Here is a 21,394-nt window from a genome sequence, read left to right as displayed (position 1 = left end):
GAGGCTGAGGACGGCAATTCGTGTGCCGGTGGGATCAATGTGACACCTGAGGGGGTCAACATGCGCTTCAGCTGGTGTTCGTTGATCTCAACGGTGGCCTCAAACAGGACGGGTTCGTAGTCGTGGCCGCGGGCGACCATGACGGTTGCGCCGACGTTCATAAAACCTACTTGTGGCGGATAAACGGTGATAGGTTGGCTGAGGTACTACTGCTATCGAGACGCTCAGAAAGTCCCTGACGCTCTCAATCCTCAGTGGACCATTACGCTACTCGCTCAGCGGGCTCCGCTGCGGTTCTTTGTCACATGGTAGTCGACTGGACTCCAAAAGACGGAGGTCAACCGCTCGTCGTCCGTTCGGGCGCCGCATTCACAGGCTGGCTCTCTCGTCGGCGGTCGTACGCCCAGGTGAGCGCCGCGAGCAGGCCGGCGAGGAGGGCGGGCCCCCGGTCGGAGCTCAGGTTGAGCCCGGATGTCGGCGGGTGATACTCCGCGAGCGGCCAGCCGACCGCGTAGGCGCGGCTCGACGGCGAGACCAGGAGGAGGTCGAGCGCGTGGTATGAGAGCGCGCCGAGGGCGAGCAGCAGGACGACCCCGGCGTCGGTACTCGCGCGGGACGAGGAGGGCTCCGATCGCGACGACGAGGGCGGACCACCCAGGGTCTGGAACGCGCCCCAGGAGAATGTCACGCCGAGGGCGGCTTCGACGGTGGCGGCCGGGAGGACGAGCTCAATTCGCGTGAGGTCCGGCGAGGCCGCGCCGACCATCACGACCGTGACCAGCGGCGGCGTGAGCCAGGCGTAACGCCAGCTCGCGACCGTCGTAAGGACGAACGCGACTAGGACGTGCGTCAGCAGGTCAGCCACCGCGGCCACCTCCGGATGTCGGGGCCTGTGGCTCGTCTCGGGTCGGGTCGTTCGCGGTCGGGGTGTCGGCGGCGGGGCGTTCGCCCGTGGTGCTCGAGGCCGGGACGAACAGGACGCTCCGGGGGTCGAAGCGCCACTGCGTGAAGATTCGGGCGAGGATCCACAGGGCCGCGACGATCGAGACCGCGTACATGTAGGTCGCCTCCCAGGCGTGGCGGACGACGAGTTCGTGGGCCTCGAGGGTGCCGTCATCTGTGTAGGTCGCGAAGAGGCGGAGTTGCTGGACCTCGTCGACGTCGGGGGCGTCCCGGACGGCGTATTCGTGGGTCACGTGGGCGGACGTGACCTGGATGGTCACGAGATCGGTGGCGGTGACCGTGCCCGAGAGGGAGACATGGTTGCCGGGCTCGACGTCGCCGGCGGCGAGCTCGTCCTCGCCCGGGTAGTGGTTGCGTGTCGGGTCGGGGGAGAGCGTTCCGTGCCAGACGAAGAAGCCGAAGAGCGTTATCGCGGGGACGGCGAGAACGAGGAGGAGCATTCGTCTGGACGCGAGCATTCGGTCATGGGCAGTCTGGGAAGGCGTATAGGTTTCGTGGTCGAGTGTCGAGGCCAGTCGAGACGTGGAAGGATGTTCGACTGCCGGCGTCTCGGCTGTTCGGATAGAAGCGGCTTGTCTGTCCGGCCACCGGTGTTTCGTCTGCCGATGTCCCTTTATCGCGTCAGGTTTCAAGCTGCTCTCATTACAGCTATACCAATAGGTTGATGGGGGATTTAGCATAGATATCTGATAATGATCACGGGAAACAACGTTCTCCTCACAGGAGGCGCGGGGTCGGTGGGCCGGATGCTCGTTCCGAGACTGTTGGAGCGAGACCCGAACGTACTCCGGGTGTTCGACAACAACGAACCCGGACTCTCGAGTGTTCGCTCTGACGTTGACGACGACCGGTGTCGCTACCTCGCTGGCGACGTTCGCGACAAGGACCGACTCGAACGGGCGATGGAAGACGTCGACATCGTAATCCACACGGCAGCGATGAAACACGTCGACATCTGCGAGTACAACCCGTTTGAGGCCGTGAAGACGAACGCGCTCGGCCTGCAAAACGTGGTCGATGCGGCGATCGATTCAGACGTTAGGCGGGTGGTGTTCACGAGCAGTGACAAGGCGGTCAACCCCGCCAACACGATGGGGACGACGAAACTCCTCGGCGAGAAGTTGATCACGGCCGGGAACAACCATCGCGGGGATCGCGACCTCCGATTCGCGTCGGTCCGGTTCGGGAACATCATCAACTCGTCGCAGTCGGTCATCCCGATCTTCCGGGACCAGATCCGGTCCGGCGGTCCCATCACACTCACAGACGAGCGGATGACGCGATTCTTCCTGACCTACGACGACGTGTTCGACCTCGTCTCGCAGGCAATCGAGAAGACTCGCGGCGGGGAGGTGTTCGTCTACAAGATGCCCGCGATCAGGATCGAGGATCTTGCCACGGCGATGATCGAGACGCTCGCCCCCCAGTTCGGACACGATCCTGCCGGGATCGACGTCGAGATCGTCGGACGCCGGCCGGGGGAGACGTTCGACGAGGAGATCATGACGATCCGGGAGTCTCGACGAGCTATGGAGAACGGGTCGATGTACGCTATCAAACCCGAGATGACGGAGTTCCAGGCCGGCGATCTGCCGCCCGAGTTCGATGAACCCGACGACATCGATCTCTCGTCGGAACACGCACCGAAACTCTCCGTCGACGAGATCGTCGAACTGCTCGAGGATAGTGACGTTGTCGGAATGTCGGACGCTTCGTCTATCGATCGTCCGCAGCGTGATGAATCGAGCGACGTGAAGAAAGCGGCGACCGGACCGGAAGGGCAAACTGTCTCGTTCGCCGAGGAGGAGATTCCGAGCAATACAGATGAGTAATACTGTCGTCGTCACTGGTGCAGCCGGGTTCATCGGTCGGTGGGTCGTGCGGGAACTACTTGAGCGCGGTTACACCGTTCGCGGATTAGACGATCTCTCCAACGGATCGCACCGGAACGTCGCCGCGTTCGAAGATGCCGAAGAGTTCGAACTGACCGAGGGTGACGTTCGGGACGAAGAGACGGTGTCGGAACTCTTCGACGAGTCGGTGGATGCGTGTATCCACCTCGCGGCCGAGATCGACGTCCAGGAGAGCCTCGAGGATCCACAGTCCCACTTCGACTCGAACGTCGTCGGCACTCAGACCGTACTGGAGGCGTGCCGCGAGACGGAGACGCGGCTGGGACTCGTCGGGACGTGCATGGTCTACGACATGGACGACTCCGGATCGGGGATCGACGAGACCCATCCCGTGAAGCCGGCTTCGCCGTACGCAGCGTCGAAACTCGCGGTCGAGAACCTCGCCGAAGGGTACTACCATGGGTACGACCTTCCTGTGACGATCCTGCGGCCGTTCAACACGTACGGGCCCTACCAGAAGACGGGCATGGCCGGCGGCGTCGTGTCCATCTTCACGAACCGCGACATCCAGGGAGAGCCGCTGAAGATCTTCGGCGACGGAACCCAGACACGGGACCTGCTGTACGCGACGGACTGCGCCCGGTTCATCGTGGAGGGAACTTTCTCTGACGAGGCCGTTGGCGAGGTCCTCAACGCCGGTACCGGGACCGACATCTCCATCAACGAGCTCGCAGAGGCGATCGCGACTGGGGACACCGAGATCACCCACGTCGAGCACCACCACCCCCAGAGCGAGGTCCAGAAGCTCCAGTGTGATCCCACCAAAGCAAAGCGGGTGCTCGGCTGGGAACCCGAGGTTTCGCTCGAGGAGGGAATCGGTCGACTTCGCGAGTGGCTTCGAGACGAGGCCGACGCCTGATGTCACGCACACCGGCACACTACGGAGGCGAACCGATCCGCGACGAGGTGCTCGGGTACGGAAGCCAGAGCATCACCGACCGCGAGAAGGACGCCGTCGTCGAGGCGCTGGCCGGCGACTACATCACTCGGGGGCCGACCGTCGACGAGTTCGAGGAGCGTGTCGCGGAGTTAGTCGGCGTCGATCACGCCGTCGCGACGACGTCGGGGACTACGGCGTTGCAGCTGGCCGGTGACGCGGCCGGCTTCGGCCCTGGCGACGAGGTGATCACGACACCGCTAACGTTCGTCGCGACGGCGTACGCAGCGACGCACAACGACGCGACGCCGGTGTTCACGGACGTCGATCCTCACCGGCGAACGCTGGATCCCGACGCGGTTCGCGAGCAGGTAACGGAGGATACGGCCGGACTCGTGCCGATGCACTACGCCGGCCATCCGGCCGATATCGAGGGGCTGCTCGAGGTTGCCGACGAACACGATCTGACGGTGATATGGGACGCCTGTCACGCGTTCGGTGGTTCGTGGCGCGGCGAGGCGATCGGTGCCCAGCGGGACATGGCGGTCTTCAGTTTCCATCCCGTGAAGAACGTCACGACGGGCGAGGGCGGCATGGTCGTGACCGACGACGACGAGCTGGCCCAGCGGCTTCGTCGACTGCGGTCGTTCGACATGGATTACGATCCCGACAGTCACGAGGACGAACCCTGGTACCAGGTGGCCGAGGGGCCGGGGTACAACTACAACGTCACCGACCTTCAGGCGGCGCTCGGCCTGGCGCAGCTGGATCGTCTCGAGGAGTTCAAACGGCGGCGGGACGAGGTCGCCGAACGGTACGACGAAGCGTTCGCGGAGATCGACGGGTTTCGGACGCCACCGGAGCCGCTCGAGTCGGATCCGACGTACCACCTCTACGCGATCGAGGTCGACGAGTCGTTCGGATGCGGACGACAGGAGTTCGTGAACGCGATGCACGACGAGAACATCGGCGTGCAGGTGCACTACGTTCCACTGCACTTCCACCCCTACTTTCAGGAGGAGTTCGGATACGAACGGGGGCAGTTCTCCGCAACCGAGGACGTGTACGAAGGCTTGGTGAGTCTGCCGCTCCACGCCGAGATGAATGACGGCGACATCGACGACGTGATCACTGCTGTGCGGTCTTTGGTTCGACACCACCGAGAGTAGGTAGCTTTATCCTAATCGGACGATCCCAATTGCATATGGAGCCGTTCGACATCGGGGATCGGTCGGTCGGGCCCGGCGAATCTACCTACGTCATTGCCGAGGCCGGGTCGAATCACAACGGGGATCTCGATATTGCGAAAGAACTCATTGATGTCGCTGCCGAAGCTGGCGCCGACGCGGTGAAGTTCCAGACGTTTCGAGCCGAGGATCTGTACGTAGAGGAGAGCGGCGAAGTCGAATACCTCGACGACGAGCGGACGATTTACGAGATTATCGAGTCGATGGAGATGCCCTACGAGTGGATTCCAGAGCTATACGAGTACTGCCACGATCGGGGTGTGGATTTCATGTCTACCCCGTTCGACGAACGGTCGGCATCTGAGTTAGATGAGTACGTGCCAGCGTGGAAAATTGCGTCTTACACGAGTAGCCATCTCCCGTTTCTCAAACACCTAGCCACGACCGGGAAGCCGATCCTCATGTCGACAGGCGCCCACGAACTCGACGAGATTTCCGAATCAGTCTCTGCGCTCCGTGATTCCGGTGTTTCCGATCTGGCACTGTTGCAGTGTGTCGCAGCGTATCCCACCCCGCTGTCAGAGATCAACGTTCGTGTCGTCGAGACGCTTGAAGAGGAATTTGGTGTGGTCACGGGGCTGTCCGACCATACGCTCGATCCGACTACTGCGCCAAGTGCCGCCGTCGCATTAGGGGCGAGCGTCGTCGAGAAGCATTTCACCTTAGACAACTCGATGGAGGGCCCCGATCATGAGTTTGCTCTCGAACCCGACGAGCTGGACCGGATGGTCTCCGCGATTCGAAATACAGAGGCTGCGCTTGGAACGACGGAAAAACGCGTTCTCGATGTCGAAGAGGAACTCTACCAGAAGGCTCGTCGTTCTATTCACGCTGTTACCGATATCGAGGTCGGCGACGAATTCACGCCGGATAACGTCAAAGTTCTTCGTCCCGGTGAACAGGACGCTGGGTTGCCTCCAAAGTTCCTGGAGGATGTTATCGGCGAACGTGCTTCACGAAGGGTCGCACAGGGCGACGGGATCCAGTGGGACGACGTGGAGAAGTAGTTACTCTCGCGTAACGTCGACTTCGACATAGTACGTCTCCCCATCGAGTTCTATTCTGGCATTGTCGTACGGCGGAAACGTGAGGGCCCGAAGTCGATCCAGGAACTCTTTGACCTCGACGGTCTCGTCAGGATCCAGTTCACACAGATCCTCAAAGTCGGATGTCCGATGATAGGTACCGTCGTCCTCTCCCTGTTCTGTAATGGTGTAGCTATCGGTCAAAATCTCGGGCCACGTCTCTTTGAAGAGCCTGACTTGCGCATCCTCCAGACGCTCGTAGAGGTCTTTTCCACTATCGGAGAAGTCGACGGGCACCTTTCGACGGGCGACGATATCCCCCGTATCGATACCCGTGTCCATGAAGTGCAGGGTCACACCGGCGGGTGTCCCTTCGACGATACTCCACACGTTCGGGTTCGCACCCCGGTTGTACGGTAAATAGGAGGGGTGCAAGTTGAGGCACCCCTCGTTTGGAATTTCGAGAATAGCCTCGGGGACGATATGTCTAAACCCACACGAAAGAACGTAATCTGGCTGAAGTTCTTCGACAGTACTCAGTTGTTCCTCGGACGTGAGCATCGCTTGAACGAACGTATCGTCACGCTCGCAAAGCCACTCGTACACGCGCATTCCCGCGTCGTTGATGCCGAGAAAGACGACGTCCGTAGCTTCGCTCATGTAGTACTCCCTCCGCCGGCCAGTGATAATATTTTTTCACTGATTCGGTTCGCTCCTTCCGCGTCAATCAGCTCTTGGCCGTACTCCCGCTTTGCTCGTCGATCCGCTGTACTCTGGACGTACGTCTCGATCGCTCGCCGAAATTGCGCTTCAGTGGCCGCTCGCTCGAGTACGATCCCAGCATCACGTTCACGTAGTTCAGCTGCAATCGGTTCTTGATTGTCGACGATTGGAAGGCTGATTATCGGTGTTCCCAACGCGAGCAGTTCGTAGGTCGTGGTACTCGCCGTACTCACCGCAAAGTCGGCCTGGAACATTCGCTGCGGAAGATCTTCGGGATCGCGAACTGGACGTACATCTGCAGACACCTCTTCGGCCACGTGGCGAATATCTCGTTCCTGTTCCTCCGTGAATCCCGGTCCGATGATCGCGTCGACACGCAAATCGAGTCCATCGAAGGCTCTGACTGCGCGGGGAGTGATCTCTGTCGGATCACTCCCGCCCATCGTCACGATCGCTCGCATGGGACGTTCACGCCAGGGCGGTTCCTCCTCAGCTTGCTCTGAAATCGAGTCCCGAAGTAACAGGTAATCCGGACCGAGACACCAGACGGGCTCAGTCCCCAGAATTTCGTATTCCAGAGAAGGCGCGTACAGATTTCCGTTGACGAGCACATCTGCACAGACTGGATAGCGCGTATCGTCCGAAACGACAACGAGAGGCGACTCGTTCCGAACACGTCGTTGATAATATTCATCCGCGGTGTACGAATCGATGAGTACCACGTTGGTGGTGTCTCGAATCTGGGACACGAACGGTTCCACATCAGATCGTGATGCAAGTTCGGTGATTCCTACGGTTGATGGGGTTACGTGTGCGGCGTTGTCTGGTGTCGTTGTCGCGAAGTTCACCCGGTGGCCAAGTTCGAGTAATTCCTCGGCAATCGCACTACTACGAAAGAGATGACCGTATCCAATTTCTGCGCTCCCATCCGCTCGAATCGTAACGTGCATTAGACCTCCTTCTGTTTGACCGACTCATTGATTTCCATCAATCCGTTTTCGTCGACGTATCGAACAGCTTTACGCACAGGTAGAATTTCGTCATAGGGAACACTCTCATAGATTCGACGGAGGACTTCATAATCATCGGCTTCGTCGAGTGTCAAGCGAAGGTCCGTTCGGTCTTGCATCCACTCGACATCGTACACCTGTTCGGAGGATATATTTTCGAGTTTGAATACATTCGGGTGTTCACGAAAGTATGGGGTAACGTGTTCTCTGTGATGTGGTTTCGTCGCCTCGTCATATAGTTCGTTGAAGGCGTCTGTAGTGAACGCCTCGACATCGAACCCCCGCGGAAACGTGCGGTCCATAATGTTGGTGGCGTAGTCGGTAGATGTAGCCCTGAGGGACTCAACCACCTCATCTACGACCTCGGGGTCTATGAGAGGACAATCTCCTGTTATACGAACGACGATCTCGGGGTCATAGCGGTCCACAGCACGGGCGAATCGACTCAATACGTCGGACTCACTTCCGCGAACAAGATCACCACCGTAATTCCGTGTACAGTGTTCGATCACGTCGTCTTGTGATGTCGTTGAAGTCGCGGTTACAACGTTGGCCACGCTATCGGCTTTGTTGACTCGTTGCGTGACGCGCTCGAGAGTCGGCCGACCATCTAGGGGATACATCACCTTTCCGGGCAGACGTGTGGAGCCGACGCGAGCTTGGATTACCGCTATCGTTTTGACCATCTGCGGATGATAGCCGATAGCCCAGTAAGCCCTTACACCTATTGATTCTATGATTTACAAGTGGATGGCTTCTCTGATAGACTATGATAGATCTGGTTCACTATATCCACAATTTATACCGGATGATTAAATTGGGAAAGTTACCATGGCGAGGTTTCGGTCCTTCTGATTCTGTGCTAATACAGAAGAATTGTATTATGCCCAATTGATCAAGACAAAGTGGTATTTGAGGACTGCTTCAGTGAATCAGTAGATAAAAGACGACCGTTCCGAATTCGACCAATATGGTCTCTGTCTCTCGTCTCGGTTCTCGCTTCAGAATGGAGTTTCTGTCCACGCTCGTCGCGACGATATCAGGTGCACTTCTCGTCGTCGTTCTAGCACGCCTCCTCGATCCGGACGGATACGGGTTGCTTTATCTAACACTCGCTGTAATCGGTGTCACCAAACTCTTTGCGAAACTCGGTCTCGGTCGATCTACCGCTCGTTACATCACGGAATATAAGGAAAAGGATCCCACTCAATTGAGACATATACTGAAGTTTTCGGCAGGTATCTCACTTGCTCTCTTATTTATCGTGACGCTCGTCGTTAGCGTCGGACATCGACAGATAGCCACGCTAATCGGTGAACCGGACGTGGCGCCGTTCTTAGTGCTTGGATCACTTTTCTTGGTTTTCGGGACTACATTAGGATTTCTCAGAAAAGTCCTCCAAGGGTTCGAAGCAATACAGTTAGCGGCCTTACTTTCCATTATCAGATCGGTCACCAAGGCCGTGGTCGCGATTGGACTCGTCGTTGCAAGTTTCGGTGCGATGGGCGCACTAGCTGGCTGGGTCTTGGGCGCGTTCCTCGCCTCCCTTATCGGTATCATCGTCGTCTACTCTCGCTACTATCGCTCGTTAGACTTTAGTGCGCCAGTGGAATCCGGGCTGCGACGACGTATCGCAGAGTACGCCGTTCCAGTGGCTGCCTCGGAAGCAGCTGGGAACCTAAGTAGTCGTATCGATACCGTTCTTGTGGGGTTCTTCCTGAACCCTGTTGCGGTCAGTTACTACGTAGTGGCAGAACAAGTCGTGTCGATGGTTCAGAGCCCTAGCAATGCACTCGGTTTCACACTCGCACCTACGTTCGGTTCAGAAAAGAGTGCGGGGAACGCTGAGAAAGCAGCGCGAATTTACGAGGAAGCGTTTCAACACATGGCTCTCTTGTACTTGCCAGCTGCAGCTGGCATCATCCTCGTATCCGAACCTCTCGTCGAGTTGGTTTTCGGAACCGACTATCTCGGGGCAGTTCCGGTGTTACAGGTGCTTGGACTATATGCCTTCGTCAAGGCCAACATCCTGGTGTCCGCCAAAGCACTGGATTTTCTTGGCCGTGCCCGATCTCGAGCAATCGTCAAAGGGGTGACCTCCGTTCTCAACGTCCTTCTCAACATTGCCTTGATACCAACAGTTGGCGTGGTTGGTGCAGCAATTGCGACCGTCATCACCAGTTCCATGTATGCAATTGCCAACATCTATATCATATACGACGAGCTGCACCTTCGGATTGTCCACCTCATTTGGAGAACTTTACAGATTATTGGAATTACCCTATTGATGAGTTTAGTTGTTTTCGTATTGCTCGACCAGATCACGGGTTGGATTACACTATTACTCGTGGTCTGTGTCGGAGTCGCTGTCTGGGCTGCTCTCTCTGTTCTTAGTGGAATCCTCGACATCGAACGTGTTCTGTCTGCTGTGTTTTGACTCAAGACGTTTTCTCTGACCATCTGTACCGACGATGCTATAACGAATTTAATTACTGTGTGGGACATTTGGAACTCGACCACTCTTTCCACTGAGAACTGCAAATCTGATTTGGCCTTCTGAATGTCAAATACCTCGACCCTGTTTAGACACCGGAGATCGGCACGCAACGGCCCTCACTAGTAAATCATAGTGCTTTATCAAAGACTGCCACTTGTCTAATGTAGTAGGAATTGAAGCAGGACGATTCGGTTGTGTAATTGAAGATCGCGCGCTTAACCCAACGAGTTGTCTGGCTTGCCCAAGATTTTGGTCCCGTCCCAAAGTCGTCTAGAGTTCGCCTCTGGTAGCTTCAGTTGACACCTCCATTGTGATGGCTGTTTTGGCTGAGCGCTCGAGCAGTTCGTCGGCGAACGCCGCGAACTGCTCGGGATCGGCGTACTGCACCAGATTCAACCAGAGAAGCGACTCTAGCCCCGCTTCTGACCACCGCATCCATTGATTCTTACACCGTTTCGAAACTTCACCCATGGCTCGTTCGACCACGTTCGATGTCCACGGAACCTGCTGTTGGTCAAGCGCGAGTTCCGCGAACGTCACAGTTGCTTCCGCCCATTCCCGGAGGTACGCTGCTGCTTTCGGGGAGTCTTGGCGCACTAACCTCCAGGCTTCTTTCCGAAGGTTCTCGAGCGTTTGGTCGATCCGCTCGCGGATCGCCAAACGCTCATTCCTCGGTGCATGAAGTGCGACAGAGTTCTTCAGATGGAACAGATCATCAGTGACGCCAGCGACGATCGCTTTCCGCTCTCCGAGCGGAAACGCATCGTCTTTCCAGAGCTTGTACCCGAGCGTTCGACCGACGTGAACGAGGTCGAGCTGGTGAGACCGGTCACCATTCTCGAACGCATCGACAAGCGCGTTCTCGGCATCACTGACGACCGTCGCGTCGTCAGTGATCGCCTCGGTCTCCTCGAGAGTCGCTGCTGTTTCATCCCAAGAATCGTTGAGATTGACGTCTAGAAGCGTCGTTTCCGTGTCTTCCTCGGTGGTCTGTCCGAGGGTGACGTTAACGTCGTGGTACGTGCAGTGATCGTCCTGGCTATGACACTTCGTTCCGTCAGGAACGACAGTGTCTGCGTTCGTCCCAGGAAGCCGATCACGAACGAAGTCACCGAGTTTGCTGCCGTACTCGTGGACTCGCCGGTTGATCGTCGTTTTCGAGGGCATCGGAGTGAAGCCGTCGCCGTGGGCGACGGCATCACGAAAGCTGAGCGACGTAGCGAGGTCGGTACTCTGGAGCGAAACATCCTGTTGATAGATACGTTGTCCGTCGAATTCGACGAGATCCTCGAGTGGCCGGAAGTAGGTTGGATCGTCCTCAGTAGCAGCGGTATCTTTGACGTGGTGGAGCGTGAATTCGTGTTCTCCAGCAGTTGTAACGGCTGTTCGTGTCGTGGTGCCAGCGCGCTGGAAACGGCGGTCGCCGTTTCCGCGCGCGTGTTTCTCCCCGCAATACGCCTCGACGAGCGTCTCGTCGAGGCTTCTGACGATCTCCTCGAGGATAGTGGCCTCGAGCTGAATCTCGGTAAGAGATTCAGCGAGCGTGGCAAGCGGTAGCGTTTTGTCTGGGTCGAGACTAACTGTGAACTGCGCGTCGATTGTGGCGTGCATGGGTCACTTCGGGGTAGGTACCAGAGGTGACCCTGTTTCCACAGGAGTCAGTTACGACTCTAGACCAGTTTGGGACACGACCAAGATTTTGTCGCTGGACAGCCAAAATCGGCAGTACAACCGGGTGAAGACGGCTACGCAGACTGGGTTGATCTTCGTCCTACACGGTACCATGAGTCCAGAGAGATCAATTCAAAAGTCAGGAAGTACCGACTGTCTGGAGAAAATCAGTCAAATTTAGAACATTCCCATCGGAAGAATCACCCCAATCGACCGGTTCACTGATCTGGTACAATCCATTGATATATCGAAGAATTTCTTTTTCAGTGGGACTGCCTGAGTCCATGGCGGCAGCAATACTCGCTGGGAGTGCGTTTATGTCGTCTACGGACTCAACGAACTGAAGATCACTATACAGCGCATCACCGAGTGCAACAACTGGCTTACCCCAAATGATCGCTTCGTGCCCGACGGTATTATTGAGTGTGAGTATGGCGTTTGCTTCTCGGATAATGTCGTGTGACGAGACGTTTGGAGCGAGTAGGCCTGCGTATTGGGAGATATGTCGAACGTCCGAGGTTGACAAGGCACCGAGTTGCTGTGGGTGGTCTTTTACGTATAGATCGTTCGAACACGGGACACAGCGGGAAAGATACTCGACGAATGCTGCTTGGTCGTAGAAAGCTGGTGCACGCATTGTTACCCGGGATTCACGGTGATACTGGATCGAATAGAATACGTAGTCATTGTTCCGTATGAGGTCGTACGATTCGGATGCTGTTTTCGACCAGAACTGTTGTATTCTGGCCAACGCTCGCTTCCCCACTTTCCTTCGGAACCAATTTTCCACCTCGGGTAAGGCAGCCGTCTTTTCCCGGTGGATGATCTGCAGATATCGGTACGCGTTGTTCAGCATCTGTTTTGCACTATCTACATGGGGCCGTGATGTCGACGTACCAACTTGTGGCTTGGTATCGAGCACACCCTGCCGATATGATTGAGCTCGTTTTCGCTCCGACTCAGAGAGGGGTTCATCCATGGCTGTTGCTAGCTCAGGGAAGTCCATCGACTTGCCACGCTTTACGGTTACTCGCCCCGGGAGTGGATTAAAACTGAATCGTACGGACTTGATACCGTGGTAATTTGCGACTGCTTCCAATGCCTGTGTATGGATCCCGGCGCCTTGATTCTGTAGTGGGATAGCTTGGAAACCATCTTCGTAGACTCTGTCGAGCGTATCAAGTAACTGATGGAACCGATTTATGTAGGGCCTATACTCCGGCACAGAGGGCCTGTTGAAGAAGTATCCCTCACCCGAGGGTTTCGGGTACATATAACCGTACACCATATCCGGAAAAACCTGGGAGCGACACGACGAAATTTGGTATTTTGAAACCAAATATTCCAGTGATTGCGTTGGCTCGCCACAAAGGTGCTCTGAGATTATGTACTCTGAGCTGACCGTCCCATTCAATAACTTGAGATACTTCTTACTGTCTGGAAGGATGAGTGCTGATCCACTCTGCGATTCGATGCTATCAAGAAGCTTTTTTGAAAAAGCAATCTCAGCCTTGGAGCTAATCGCTAAAATAAATTTTTTCCCGGCTAGACTGTCTGACATAGTTGAGGCTTAGGGTGATTGTTTCTATACCTTTCGGTCAATCGGAAGAAGATTCATTGCGGCACTGTCTAGTTGAATCCCTTCTCGGCTTCTGTTCGGTCACCGAGGACTCGATCTAGTTGACCGTGGTTGTTATGCTGTTTGAATCCGCTGTGGGCTGGCGGACTCCCATGTCGGAAGGAGGTAAAACGGTTGTTCGCACTTAGGCCGTCCGAAATCACTTATTGGCATGGAGTTTCATGAGCAACTTTCGCTACCACCTGCTCGTTCTGCACCCCTCTAGACAGTATCGGTGCTCGTAGTTGTGAGGTAGTACGCGTCGAATTCCCCGCTCGAATAGACGTTGCTCGTGTCTCTGGTCGAATCAACGTACGCGAAGTCCTCTTCAGAGAATCTAAATTCGTTGTACACCCCTATTTCGTCAACTCGATTATCCTCGGTGACAATCAACAGCTTATTCTCACCGTAATGGCTAGCGAGGTTTCTATCCGCAAACCCGTCCGGACTTTGGTTGCTTGGCGGTGACGAGTAGCTATCTCTCCCGTGTAAAGCGTCTCCGAACCGCCTCGGGTGGTCACGAATTGTGACAATCTCGGAGGATCCGACGACGTCTATCGCTGTTTCGTATCCGGCCATCTTTTCGGCCGTCACATGTGGGTTCGTCTGATAGATGTACGGTGACATGTGAACGAGTGGGAGTGATACGAGTATCAAAAGGATGAAGCCGATGGATACGATACGCTTCACAGTTCGCTCACTTACCCTCTCGATGCCGTAGTCATACAGCTGGAAGAGACAGAAACTCCCGAGAACGGTTCCAATCACCATGAGGAATCCCAGGTGCCTGAAGTACTGTGAGGAAAGCAGCATATACGCGACGAAGAGGAAGCCGACGGGAACGAGCCCCAGAGAAAGCTGCGTGGCAAACTCAGATTGAAGCGGCGGCCAGCCGAGAGCGGTCTTTCTCATCGCGCTCAGAACCAATACCCCGATCAGTCCGGCAGTGAGGAACACGTAGAGGAGGTCAACGACAAAGAGCTTGACAAAGAGCTCGACGATGCTTCCCCCAACCCCTTCCAGCGAACCGGACGCACTCTCGACGTCTCCGGTCGTACTGTTGTCGAACAGTATCGAGACGACGAGACCTGAAACGCTGCTCTCGAACCGTGGTCGAGTTGCAGACCAGCCCCAGAACAGGACGCCGAACAACGCCGCTGGAACGGTTACGCTCCGCCACCGAACGTCTATGGACAGCAGACGGGTGACGAGGGGGCCCAGCGCGGCTACGGCTAGGATGAGAACCAGGAAATTCGCCGCCTGCTGAGGATGGACGAGCAGGAGCGAAAAACTGCAGACCAGAAACAGTACCAGCCCTCGCTTCGGTTCTCCGTCGATCACGTACACGACCGACAGCAACACGAATGGGAGGAAAAACAGGGCTGCAACGGTTGGATACGGCTGCAGAAACACGCCGGCGCGACTGATCTGGTTGACCGGGAGGAGGAGCAGGGCCGAAAGAAACCCGATGGCGACGAGGAGCCATGTGTTTCGAACCGATCGAACGAGGACCGGGACGCCGACCATGAAGACGATTGCGAACAGGACCGGAACGAGCAAGAAGGCGTGTCTGAGTCCGATTCCGGTTATCGCGTCGATAAACAGCGAGATAAGCATAATTCCCGGATATATAATGTCGAAGCTGCTGGTCACGCCGGATTGAATGTCTTTGGCCCATCCCCAGTAGCTCATCGCGTCGCCGGCGCCGGTGTAGTAGTAGCCGCGAATGACCGGAAGCGCGACGATTGTCGTCATGGACGTCACTCCGAGCGAAACGGCTGCGAAGCGGTGTTTGGCGTCGGTCGAATAGAGTACCGTACAGACGACGATGACCAACGCGCTGATCGCCCCGAACCAGAACAGAAGGTGTGTTGCATGATAAATCGATTCCTCGTATCCTGTTGCTGGGTTCAATCGGCTGACGAGGGTCCCTATGCCCAGGAGAGAAAACCCGAGCGCGAGAGCGAGAGTTAGGGCCCGGTCAGTATCCATCATTCGAGCGCACTTTTGTAGACGTCGAGAAGCTGGTCACCGTTCGCGTCGAGACTGAGATCAGCAACGTACTCTCGTCCATTCGAACGCCGGTCACTATCAAGAACGTCACCTAGCCGCTCCACAAGTTCTCTTTCAGAGTTGCAAACAAAACTGTTGTCAACATCCTCGAGTCGGCTTCGAAGCCCACCGACGTCTGTCGAAACAACCGGAAGATTACAGGCCATCGCCTCTTTGACAGAGTTGGGGAATCCTTCTCGTTTAGACGTAAGCAAAAGCGCATCCGCTGCGTTCATGTACGACTGTACGTCGTCATGACTTATATCATAAACTACCTGCAGTTTGACGGGATCTGGTACCTTGACTTGAACTTGCTTAACCACCCGTTCGGCAAGAGGGTAGTTTTTGACGCCCCTGTCCGGGTCGTACGGGAAGAGAACGTGTTTCACCCCTTGGTCCCACCCAACCGAATCTTGTGCTTGTTGCTGATCCATGGGGCTGAATTGCTCCATATCTATACCGTGTGGAATCACGTGTGCGTCCATACCCAATCGCCGTTCCATCTCATCACTCATCACGATGATTTCATCACAGAAACCTGCGAGTTGTTTAGTGACTTTGCCAACCCGGCCAGTCAAATCTGACCCCCACAGTGATAACACGACTGGTCTTTGAGGTTGTGCAAGTGCAAAAGGGGACGTAAGTCCAAAGTTTGCATGAATTATGTCGTATCTCTCTCTACTCGACCGTAGAATATCAGCATATAGTTCAATATAGTCGAATTTATTTCTTGATATTGCTTTTCTTTCCATACGATCTGGGCTTTGGCCCGTTGGCGATATACTTTTGACTTCGCACCCTTTGTCTTCTAATGAATCAACTTGTTTTTGATAGAAAGTTGCATATTCGTTAGTAACAATTGACAGAACCTTCATTGGTATCGCCTCACTCTAGACACCATGTTCTTCAAAAGCACAGTTGACGCAATCTCACACTCATATGTTTTATCTAACGGATTGTAATCGCCTAACTCTTCGGGCTTTTCGGGTTGAAAATCTGCCGAAGCCGCCTTTTTAACACCTTCGGCTAAAAGACTCTCTTGACTGTCATAGACTTTTTCATAGACATCCCACAATGTGTCTGTTTCAGAAATATTGACACAGCCTTGGCATATTATCTCGCCACGGTCAACTTTTTCATTCAGTCTTTGAAGAGTCGGTCGTATTTCGGCTTGGTTATCGAAATACGCCATTACAGGACCGAGACCTCTGTACCTTTTCACATCTGCAGGGTGATAACTAAGCACACCATATTCGGCGGCTTCTAGAATATCTCCTCGGATTAGTCCAAATCCGAACCGGACAACGATATCACATTCATCTTCAATTAACTCAATTATGTTTGGCGGGAACTCAGTCCATTTACTCTCCCCAACCGGATTTACATAATGTGTATTTCCGGCTTTATAAAATTCTTCATTTTCAACAGGTGTTCTGGATCTGAGAGATTTTTCCTTCTCTAACATATTTACAATCTCTCTTTCCAATAACACGAGTGCCCAGATTCTTTTCCGAATAATGGATTCAAACCCAATTTTCACTTTTGACCATGATACTGCATTATTGATTGCCTTTGCTTCTTCCCTACCAGTAGCTTGTTCAGATGCGTCAACCACAACTGTGGATATTTCAACACACTCCGATTCGAGAAGTTGATTTAATGCATTTGCTTCCCACTCTTTAAGATATGGGTCGCAAAGAACCCCTACGGTAATACTGCTAAGATGGTCTTTTCTGGAGCGCTCGAGTTCACTCACGCCAACCACCGTTTGTAGAAGTCAATTGCAGTCCCTACGCCGCGAGCCGTACGTTCAGCTACGTAGTATTGTTCGAGGGCCGGGTTGAACTTGCCCTTGTACCGGCAGAGACGTGGTGTGTTCGCGCCGACGAGGTCGAACTCGTCGGCACCGTGATTGATAGCGTCGACCATCGTCTGCCAGTTCAGCAGATCTCCCACCGGCACCGTCCGTCGGCGGTTCTTCGCGGCGGCCATGCCTTTCCAAAACGACGCACATCCGTCCGTCTGCAGGACGACCCGCCCCATGATCGGTTCTGCGTCAAGTTCGGCGACATAGGTTCTAACCGAGTCTGCTGGCAAGGCGTCGTCGAGATCCCGCAAGTACGAGAGTGGTGGAGTGAACGTTCGATCCTGCTCATCGTATCGCCGTTCCAGCGTTCGGTATACGAATCCAAGTCCATCTTGGTCGTCGCGGTTGACGACTACATTCGCGTCTTGGTTACGTTTGATCGATCGTCGAGCGCTCTTGGTTACGTGCCGCATCAATTCGTCTTCATCTCCCGCTGGGATCCGATAGGTGTGTTTCGGATCGATGTCGTATCCGTTCCAATCGAACGGACGCGGATCGTCGAACCGCCACGAGGTCACGATCCGACTGTAGTGGGGATCAATCGTTTCTTCGATCCACTCGAGACAACCCTCCACGAAGCGTTTGTTGGACAGGTCTGTCTTCCGCTGTTTCATCTTTTGGTAGTTCAGCAGCAACGGGCCGAGATACGGAACCCCCAGACCGTGTGGTGGTGAGGTGACGAGTCGAAGTGGCCCCTTCCGTTGCTCAAAGATCGGGAAGATTCCTCGCGGCTCCTCGCTCTTGTAGCCGATCAGCAGGTGGAGATCAGCCGCCGCATGGTCGGCGAGAACCTCAAGGAACTCGATGCGGTGATAGATCGTTCCCTGGGGAGACTCCGCGACGAACTCGTTCCAATTAGCACGTTCTTCGGGCGTCACCGGTACGACATCTATTGTCATTGTTAGTTCAGGTACCCCTCGTACAGCTTCTCACACGAACCGATCCAGGCATCTCGTTTCTGAGCGTTGCGGATCAACCACCGATACAACTGACGATATCCCGGAAACTCGTCGTCGTTAAAAAAGCGCGGATGCCACAGTACAGTTATCACTGCGTGCTGCTCGACTGCTTTCTCCAGTAGCCGTTCCACCCGTTTTTTCGCCACCTCGAGGCCCCCATCCATGACTGCGACCTCCATCGCTGTCAGTGGAAATACGACGAACTCGTCGTTGAATGGTCTGACCGGTTTGTGGGCGTGCTGGAACCCGAACTCGGAGGTTGAGCCCAGACTGGCGTCGTACTGCAGTCCGATCTTTCTGTGGTACTCCCACGTCTCGGGCTCGTTCAGGTTCAGATAGTGCTGCCGCCCGCCGGTTATTTCATGACCAACTATGTCCTCAAGTGTCTCCTTCTCGTACTGAAGCCGCTCCGGATCAGTGTACGACTCGTACGAGCCATGTAGCCCGACCTCCCAACCGCCCTGATCTAGTGACCGGATCACGTCGACTAGCTCCTCGTTTGTAATGTCGTACCGACCCGCAAACAGCTTCCAGTTCTTCGGTTTCACCCAGTCACGTGGCCCCTTGTCGCGAAATAGATCCTTCTCGGTCAGGAAGTAGAACGATGATCGGACCCCGAGTTCCTCTTCTAACTCCATGATTTCCTCGAACTGCCAGTACGGTTGCTCGGAACTCACTAGCGACCGGAGGTGGGACGGGTCGCGATCCCGTACCGCGTAGAACGGCGACTGGAACGTCTTGTACACCCTGTCGACATCGTGGGTGAGACAGAGGGCAAATTCGTAGTCCTCAAGCATCCTCGACCGACCTCGCTTCTGTCGTCGGTTGTAACGCTTCTTCGATCACCGTCACAATCTCCTCAGCTGCGCTCCCGTCCCCGTACGGTGACGGCTTCTCCTCCAGATACCGATTCGTCGAGAGCTCCTTCTCGATCGCCTCATGGTCCGCGCCGACGAGCACGTTCCAGTCGCTCTCGACGGTCTCGATCCACTCCGTCTCGTCGCGCATCGTCACGCAGATAGTGTCGAGGTAGAACGCCTCCTTCTGGACGCCGCCGGAGTCCGTCGCGACCCGTTCGGCGGCGTCGAGCAGACGGACGAAGTCCAGGTAGCCCACCGGATCGATCACCTCGAGCTCGCTCCTGGCTCGCTCCCACAGCCCGTGCTCCTGGAGTTTGTTCTCGGTCCGCGGATGGACCGGTAACACGACGGGCAGTGGCGCCGCCGAGATCCCATCCAGGATCGACTCGAGTCGATCTGGCTCGTCGGTGTTGTTCGCCCGGTGGACCGTCGAGAGGACGAACTCGCCCTCCGAGACCCCCAGGTCGTCCAGTACCTCGGACTCTTCCGCAGCGACCTCTCGCGCCCACAGGATCGAGTCGTACATCACGTCGCCGACGACGTGAACTCTCTCTGTGATCCCCTCCTCGGCGAGTGTCGCCGCCGCCGACTCGCTCGGCGGGAACAGCAGGTCCGACGCGTGGTCGGTCAGCACCCGGTTGATCTCCTCGGGCATGTCCCGGTTGTAGCTCCGCAGTCCAGCTTCGACGTGGGCCACCAGGGGATCGATCTTCGCTCCGGCTATCGCTCCCGCCAGCGTGGAGTTGGTGTCGCCGTAGAGCAAGACGACGTCTGGCCCCTCCGTCTCGATAATTTCCTCGATCCCTTCGAGCATCGCGGCGGTCTGTCGGCCGTGCGTGTCGGAACCAACTCCGAGGTTGTAGTCGGGTTCTGGAATCCCGAGTTCGTCGAAGAAGACGTCCGAGAGTTCCTCGTCGTAGTGCTGGCCCGTGTGAACCAGAATCTCTTCATGATCCGTCCGAAGTTCGCGAGAGACGGCGAACGCTTTGACGAACTGTGGGCGGGCGCCGACGACAGAACAGACCTTCATTCGCCCACCTCCGCGATCACGTCGAGCATGAATTGTGTGACATCTATCTTGTCGTCAAGTAATTTATTTCGTTTCTGTTTCCACACTTCTTGGATATCCGTCCGCGTACTCAAATCCCGGACGAGTTCCAGCGCCCGGTCCTCGTCGCCCGTCGAGTACAGCAGGTCGTACTCCTCCTCCAGCGTCACAAAGTTACTCATGTCGTCGCCGCCGGCGAACGTATTGGACCGAACACTAGGAGTTCCCAGCACCGCCGCCTCGGTCGCCATCGTCTGGGAGTCGCCGACGTAGAGGTCAGCGTGATAGAGTAGCTGGTGGATGTGTTCCGGCGGAATCGGCAGCCGGTACTCCTCGAACTCGTCCGGGAGCGGATCTTCCGAGGTGATGTAGACGGATCCCCGTTCTGCAAGTTCCGAGACGATCGTCCGTTTCATCTCCCGCGAGAGCCCGCCCTGTCCCACGTCGTGGTGTGCGCCCCAGGAGACGAACCTGAGGACGAAATATTGCTCGTCGACGTCGATCCCGAACTCCGAGAGCACGGACGGATCGGGCTCGAACCAGTCGCGGTGGAGGTAGGCCAGTTCGTGAAAACCGTCGTAGCGTCGCTGCCGCGACCCCAGGTCCACCTCGAAGTCCGCCGGCGTGCAGATCACGTCCGAGAACGGGTTTGTGAGTTTGCCGACGAGCTGGGCGACCTCGCTGTCGTCGTCGAAGACGACGTTCGGGCATCGAAGCACGCTCGAGACGTGTGCCGCCGCCGGATTGAGCCGGCTCACGACGACGTCCGGGTCGAACTGTCTCGCAAGCCTCAGCAACCGCACCTCGTACTTTACCAGCTCGACCCCGTGGCCCATCAGGGAGCCTCCCTCCCTCCAGAGCGGCTGGTGCGGGAGTTCGTAGGCCTCCAGCAGATCGATGGTCAGGTCCTTCTCCCGCGACGCCACGAGCACCTCGTGGCCGTCTCGTCGTAGCTGGTCGATCGCGTTCTTGAACAGGTGCACGTGAGCCGGGTGACTCGCACAGAAGAGGACGTTCATTGGTTCGTCCTCCATCGTTGCTTCGAAACGGCCTCGTAGTTGGTC

At 56.1% G+C, this 21,394-nt stretch carries 19 protein-coding genes; 5 read left to right on the top strand and 14 right to left on the bottom strand.

Going from position 1 to position 21,394, the window contains the following annotated elements; translation table 11 throughout:
* Positions 1-337: 337 nt before the first annotated feature.
* A complete protein-coding gene (locus GRS80_RS09885) occupies positions 338-865 on the bottom strand; it encodes a metal-dependent hydrolase (protein WP_160047415.1) in 528 nt (175 codons plus the stop codon).
* Positions 858-1,421, bottom strand: a complete 564-nt coding sequence (locus GRS80_RS09880) for a hypothetical protein (protein WP_160047414.1) — start codon at positions 1,419-1,421, stop codon at positions 858-860. The genes GRS80_RS09885 and GRS80_RS09880 overlap by 8 nt, the downstream gene beginning before the upstream one ends.
* Positions 1,422-1,655: 234 nt before the next feature.
* On the opposite strand from GRS80_RS09880, the gene GRS80_RS09875 reads away from it, so the two are divergent.
* The 4 genes from GRS80_RS09875 to GRS80_RS09860 are packed head-to-tail and all read left to right on the top strand — an operon-like array spanning position 1,656 to position 6,007.
* Positions 1,656-2,795, top strand: coding sequence for an SDR family NAD(P)-dependent oxidoreductase (locus tag GRS80_RS09875; RefSeq protein WP_160047413.1), 1,140 nt, complete (start codon positions 1,656-1,658; stop codon positions 2,793-2,795).
* Entirely contained in the window at positions 2,788-3,735 is a 948-nt protein-coding gene (locus GRS80_RS09870) for an SDR family NAD(P)-dependent oxidoreductase (protein ID WP_160047412.1), read from the top strand. The genes GRS80_RS09875 and GRS80_RS09870 overlap by 8 nt, the downstream gene beginning before the upstream one ends.
* Positions 3,735-4,922, top strand: a complete 1,188-nt coding sequence (locus GRS80_RS09865; protein WP_160047411.1) for a DegT/DnrJ/EryC1/StrS family aminotransferase — start codon at positions 3,735-3,737, stop codon at positions 4,920-4,922. The genes GRS80_RS09870 and GRS80_RS09865 overlap by 1 nt, the downstream gene beginning before the upstream one ends.
* Positions 4,923-4,957: 35 nt before the next feature.
* Complete coding sequence (locus GRS80_RS09860) at positions 4,958-6,007, top strand: N-acetylneuraminate synthase family protein (RefSeq protein WP_160047410.1); 1,050 nt, start codon at positions 4,958-4,960, stop codon at positions 6,005-6,007.
* Here the strand turns inward: GRS80_RS09860 and GRS80_RS09855 are convergent, their stop codons facing one another.
* Genes GRS80_RS09855 through GRS80_RS09845 form a run of 3 tightly spaced genes read right to left on the bottom strand, consistent with a single transcriptional unit; the run spans position 6,008 to position 8,444 of the window.
* On the bottom strand, positions 6,008-6,685 hold the full coding sequence (locus GRS80_RS09855; RefSeq protein ID WP_160047409.1) for a formyltransferase family protein: 678 nt from the start codon (positions 6,683-6,685) through the stop codon (positions 6,008-6,010).
* Positions 6,682-7,698: a UDP-2,4-diacetamido-2,4,6-trideoxy-beta-L-altropyranose hydrolase gene (gene pseG, locus GRS80_RS09850; RefSeq protein WP_160047408.1), complete on the bottom strand. Its 1,017-nt coding sequence runs from the start codon at positions 7,696-7,698 to the stop codon at positions 6,682-6,684. The genes GRS80_RS09855 and pseG overlap by 4 nt, the downstream gene beginning before the upstream one ends.
* Complete coding sequence (locus GRS80_RS09845; protein WP_160047407.1) at positions 7,698-8,444, bottom strand: glycosyltransferase family protein; 747 nt, start codon at positions 8,442-8,444, stop codon at positions 7,698-7,700. The genes pseG and GRS80_RS09845 overlap by 1 nt, the downstream gene beginning before the upstream one ends.
* 284 nt (positions 8,445-8,728) lie before the next feature.
* Between GRS80_RS09845 and GRS80_RS09840 the strand changes: the two genes are divergently transcribed.
* Positions 8,729-10,195 (top strand): flippase, encoded by a 1,467-nt coding sequence (locus GRS80_RS09840; RefSeq protein ID WP_160047406.1) that lies wholly within the window; start codon positions 8,729-8,731, stop codon positions 10,193-10,195.
* A 330-nt stretch (positions 10,196-10,525) separates the two neighbouring features.
* Here GRS80_RS09840 and GRS80_RS09835 read toward each other — a convergent pair whose 3' ends face one another.
* The 9 genes from GRS80_RS09835 to GRS80_RS09795 all read right to left on the bottom strand — a co-directional run bounded on the left by GRS80_RS09835 (position 10,526) and on the right by GRS80_RS09795 (position 21,364).
* Positions 10,526-11,866, bottom strand: a complete 1,341-nt coding sequence (locus GRS80_RS09835; RefSeq protein ID WP_160047405.1) for an ISH6 family transposase — start codon at positions 11,864-11,866, stop codon at positions 10,526-10,528.
* 199 nt (positions 11,867-12,065) lie between these two features.
* Entirely contained in the window at positions 12,066-13,487 is a 1,422-nt protein-coding gene (locus tag GRS80_RS09830) for a hypothetical protein (RefSeq protein ID WP_160047404.1), read from the bottom strand.
* Positions 13,488-13,766: 279 nt separating this feature from the next.
* Positions 13,767-15,539: a hypothetical protein gene (locus GRS80_RS09825; RefSeq protein ID WP_160047403.1), complete on the bottom strand. Its 1,773-nt coding sequence runs from the start codon at positions 15,537-15,539 to the stop codon at positions 13,767-13,769.
* On the bottom strand, positions 15,536-16,471 hold the full coding sequence (locus tag GRS80_RS09820) for a glycosyltransferase (RefSeq protein ID WP_160047402.1): 936 nt from the start codon (positions 16,469-16,471) through the stop codon (positions 15,536-15,538). Before GRS80_RS09820 ends, GRS80_RS09825 begins: the two co-directional genes overlap by 4 nt.
* Positions 16,468-17,352, bottom strand: a complete 885-nt coding sequence (locus GRS80_RS09815; protein ID WP_160047401.1) for a formyltransferase family protein — start codon at positions 17,350-17,352, stop codon at positions 16,468-16,470. The genes GRS80_RS09820 and GRS80_RS09815 overlap by 4 nt, the downstream gene beginning before the upstream one ends.
* Entirely contained in the window at positions 17,349-18,362 is a 1,014-nt protein-coding gene (locus GRS80_RS09810) for a GNAT family N-acetyltransferase (protein ID WP_160047400.1), read from the bottom strand. Before GRS80_RS09810 ends, GRS80_RS09815 begins: the two co-directional genes overlap by 4 nt.
* A 2-nt stretch (positions 18,363-18,364) precedes the next feature.
* Positions 18,365-19,219, bottom strand: a complete 855-nt coding sequence (locus tag GRS80_RS09805) for a polysaccharide deacetylase family protein (protein WP_160047399.1) — start codon at positions 19,217-19,219, stop codon at positions 18,365-18,367.
* The gene (wecB, locus tag GRS80_RS09800) at positions 19,212-20,312 is read right to left on the bottom strand and encodes a UDP-N-acetylglucosamine 2-epimerase (non-hydrolyzing) (RefSeq protein ID WP_160047398.1); all 1,101 of its coding nucleotides are present in this window, start codon (positions 20,310-20,312) and stop codon (positions 19,212-19,214) included. Before wecB ends, GRS80_RS09805 begins: the two co-directional genes overlap by 8 nt.
* Positions 20,309-21,364, bottom strand: a complete 1,056-nt coding sequence (locus GRS80_RS09795; RefSeq protein WP_200840359.1) for a DUF354 domain-containing protein — start codon at positions 21,362-21,364, stop codon at positions 20,309-20,311. Before GRS80_RS09795 ends, wecB begins: the two co-directional genes overlap by 4 nt.
* Positions 21,365-21,394: the final 30 nt, after the last annotated feature.

It is taken from the genome of Natrialba sp. INN-245 (assembly GCF_009807105.1).
GTDB classification, from domain to species: Archaea; Halobacteriota; Halobacteria; order Halobacteriales; family Natrialbaceae; genus Natrarchaeobius; species Natrarchaeobius swarupiae.
This window is presented reverse-complemented; position numbering and strand designations above follow the sequence as displayed.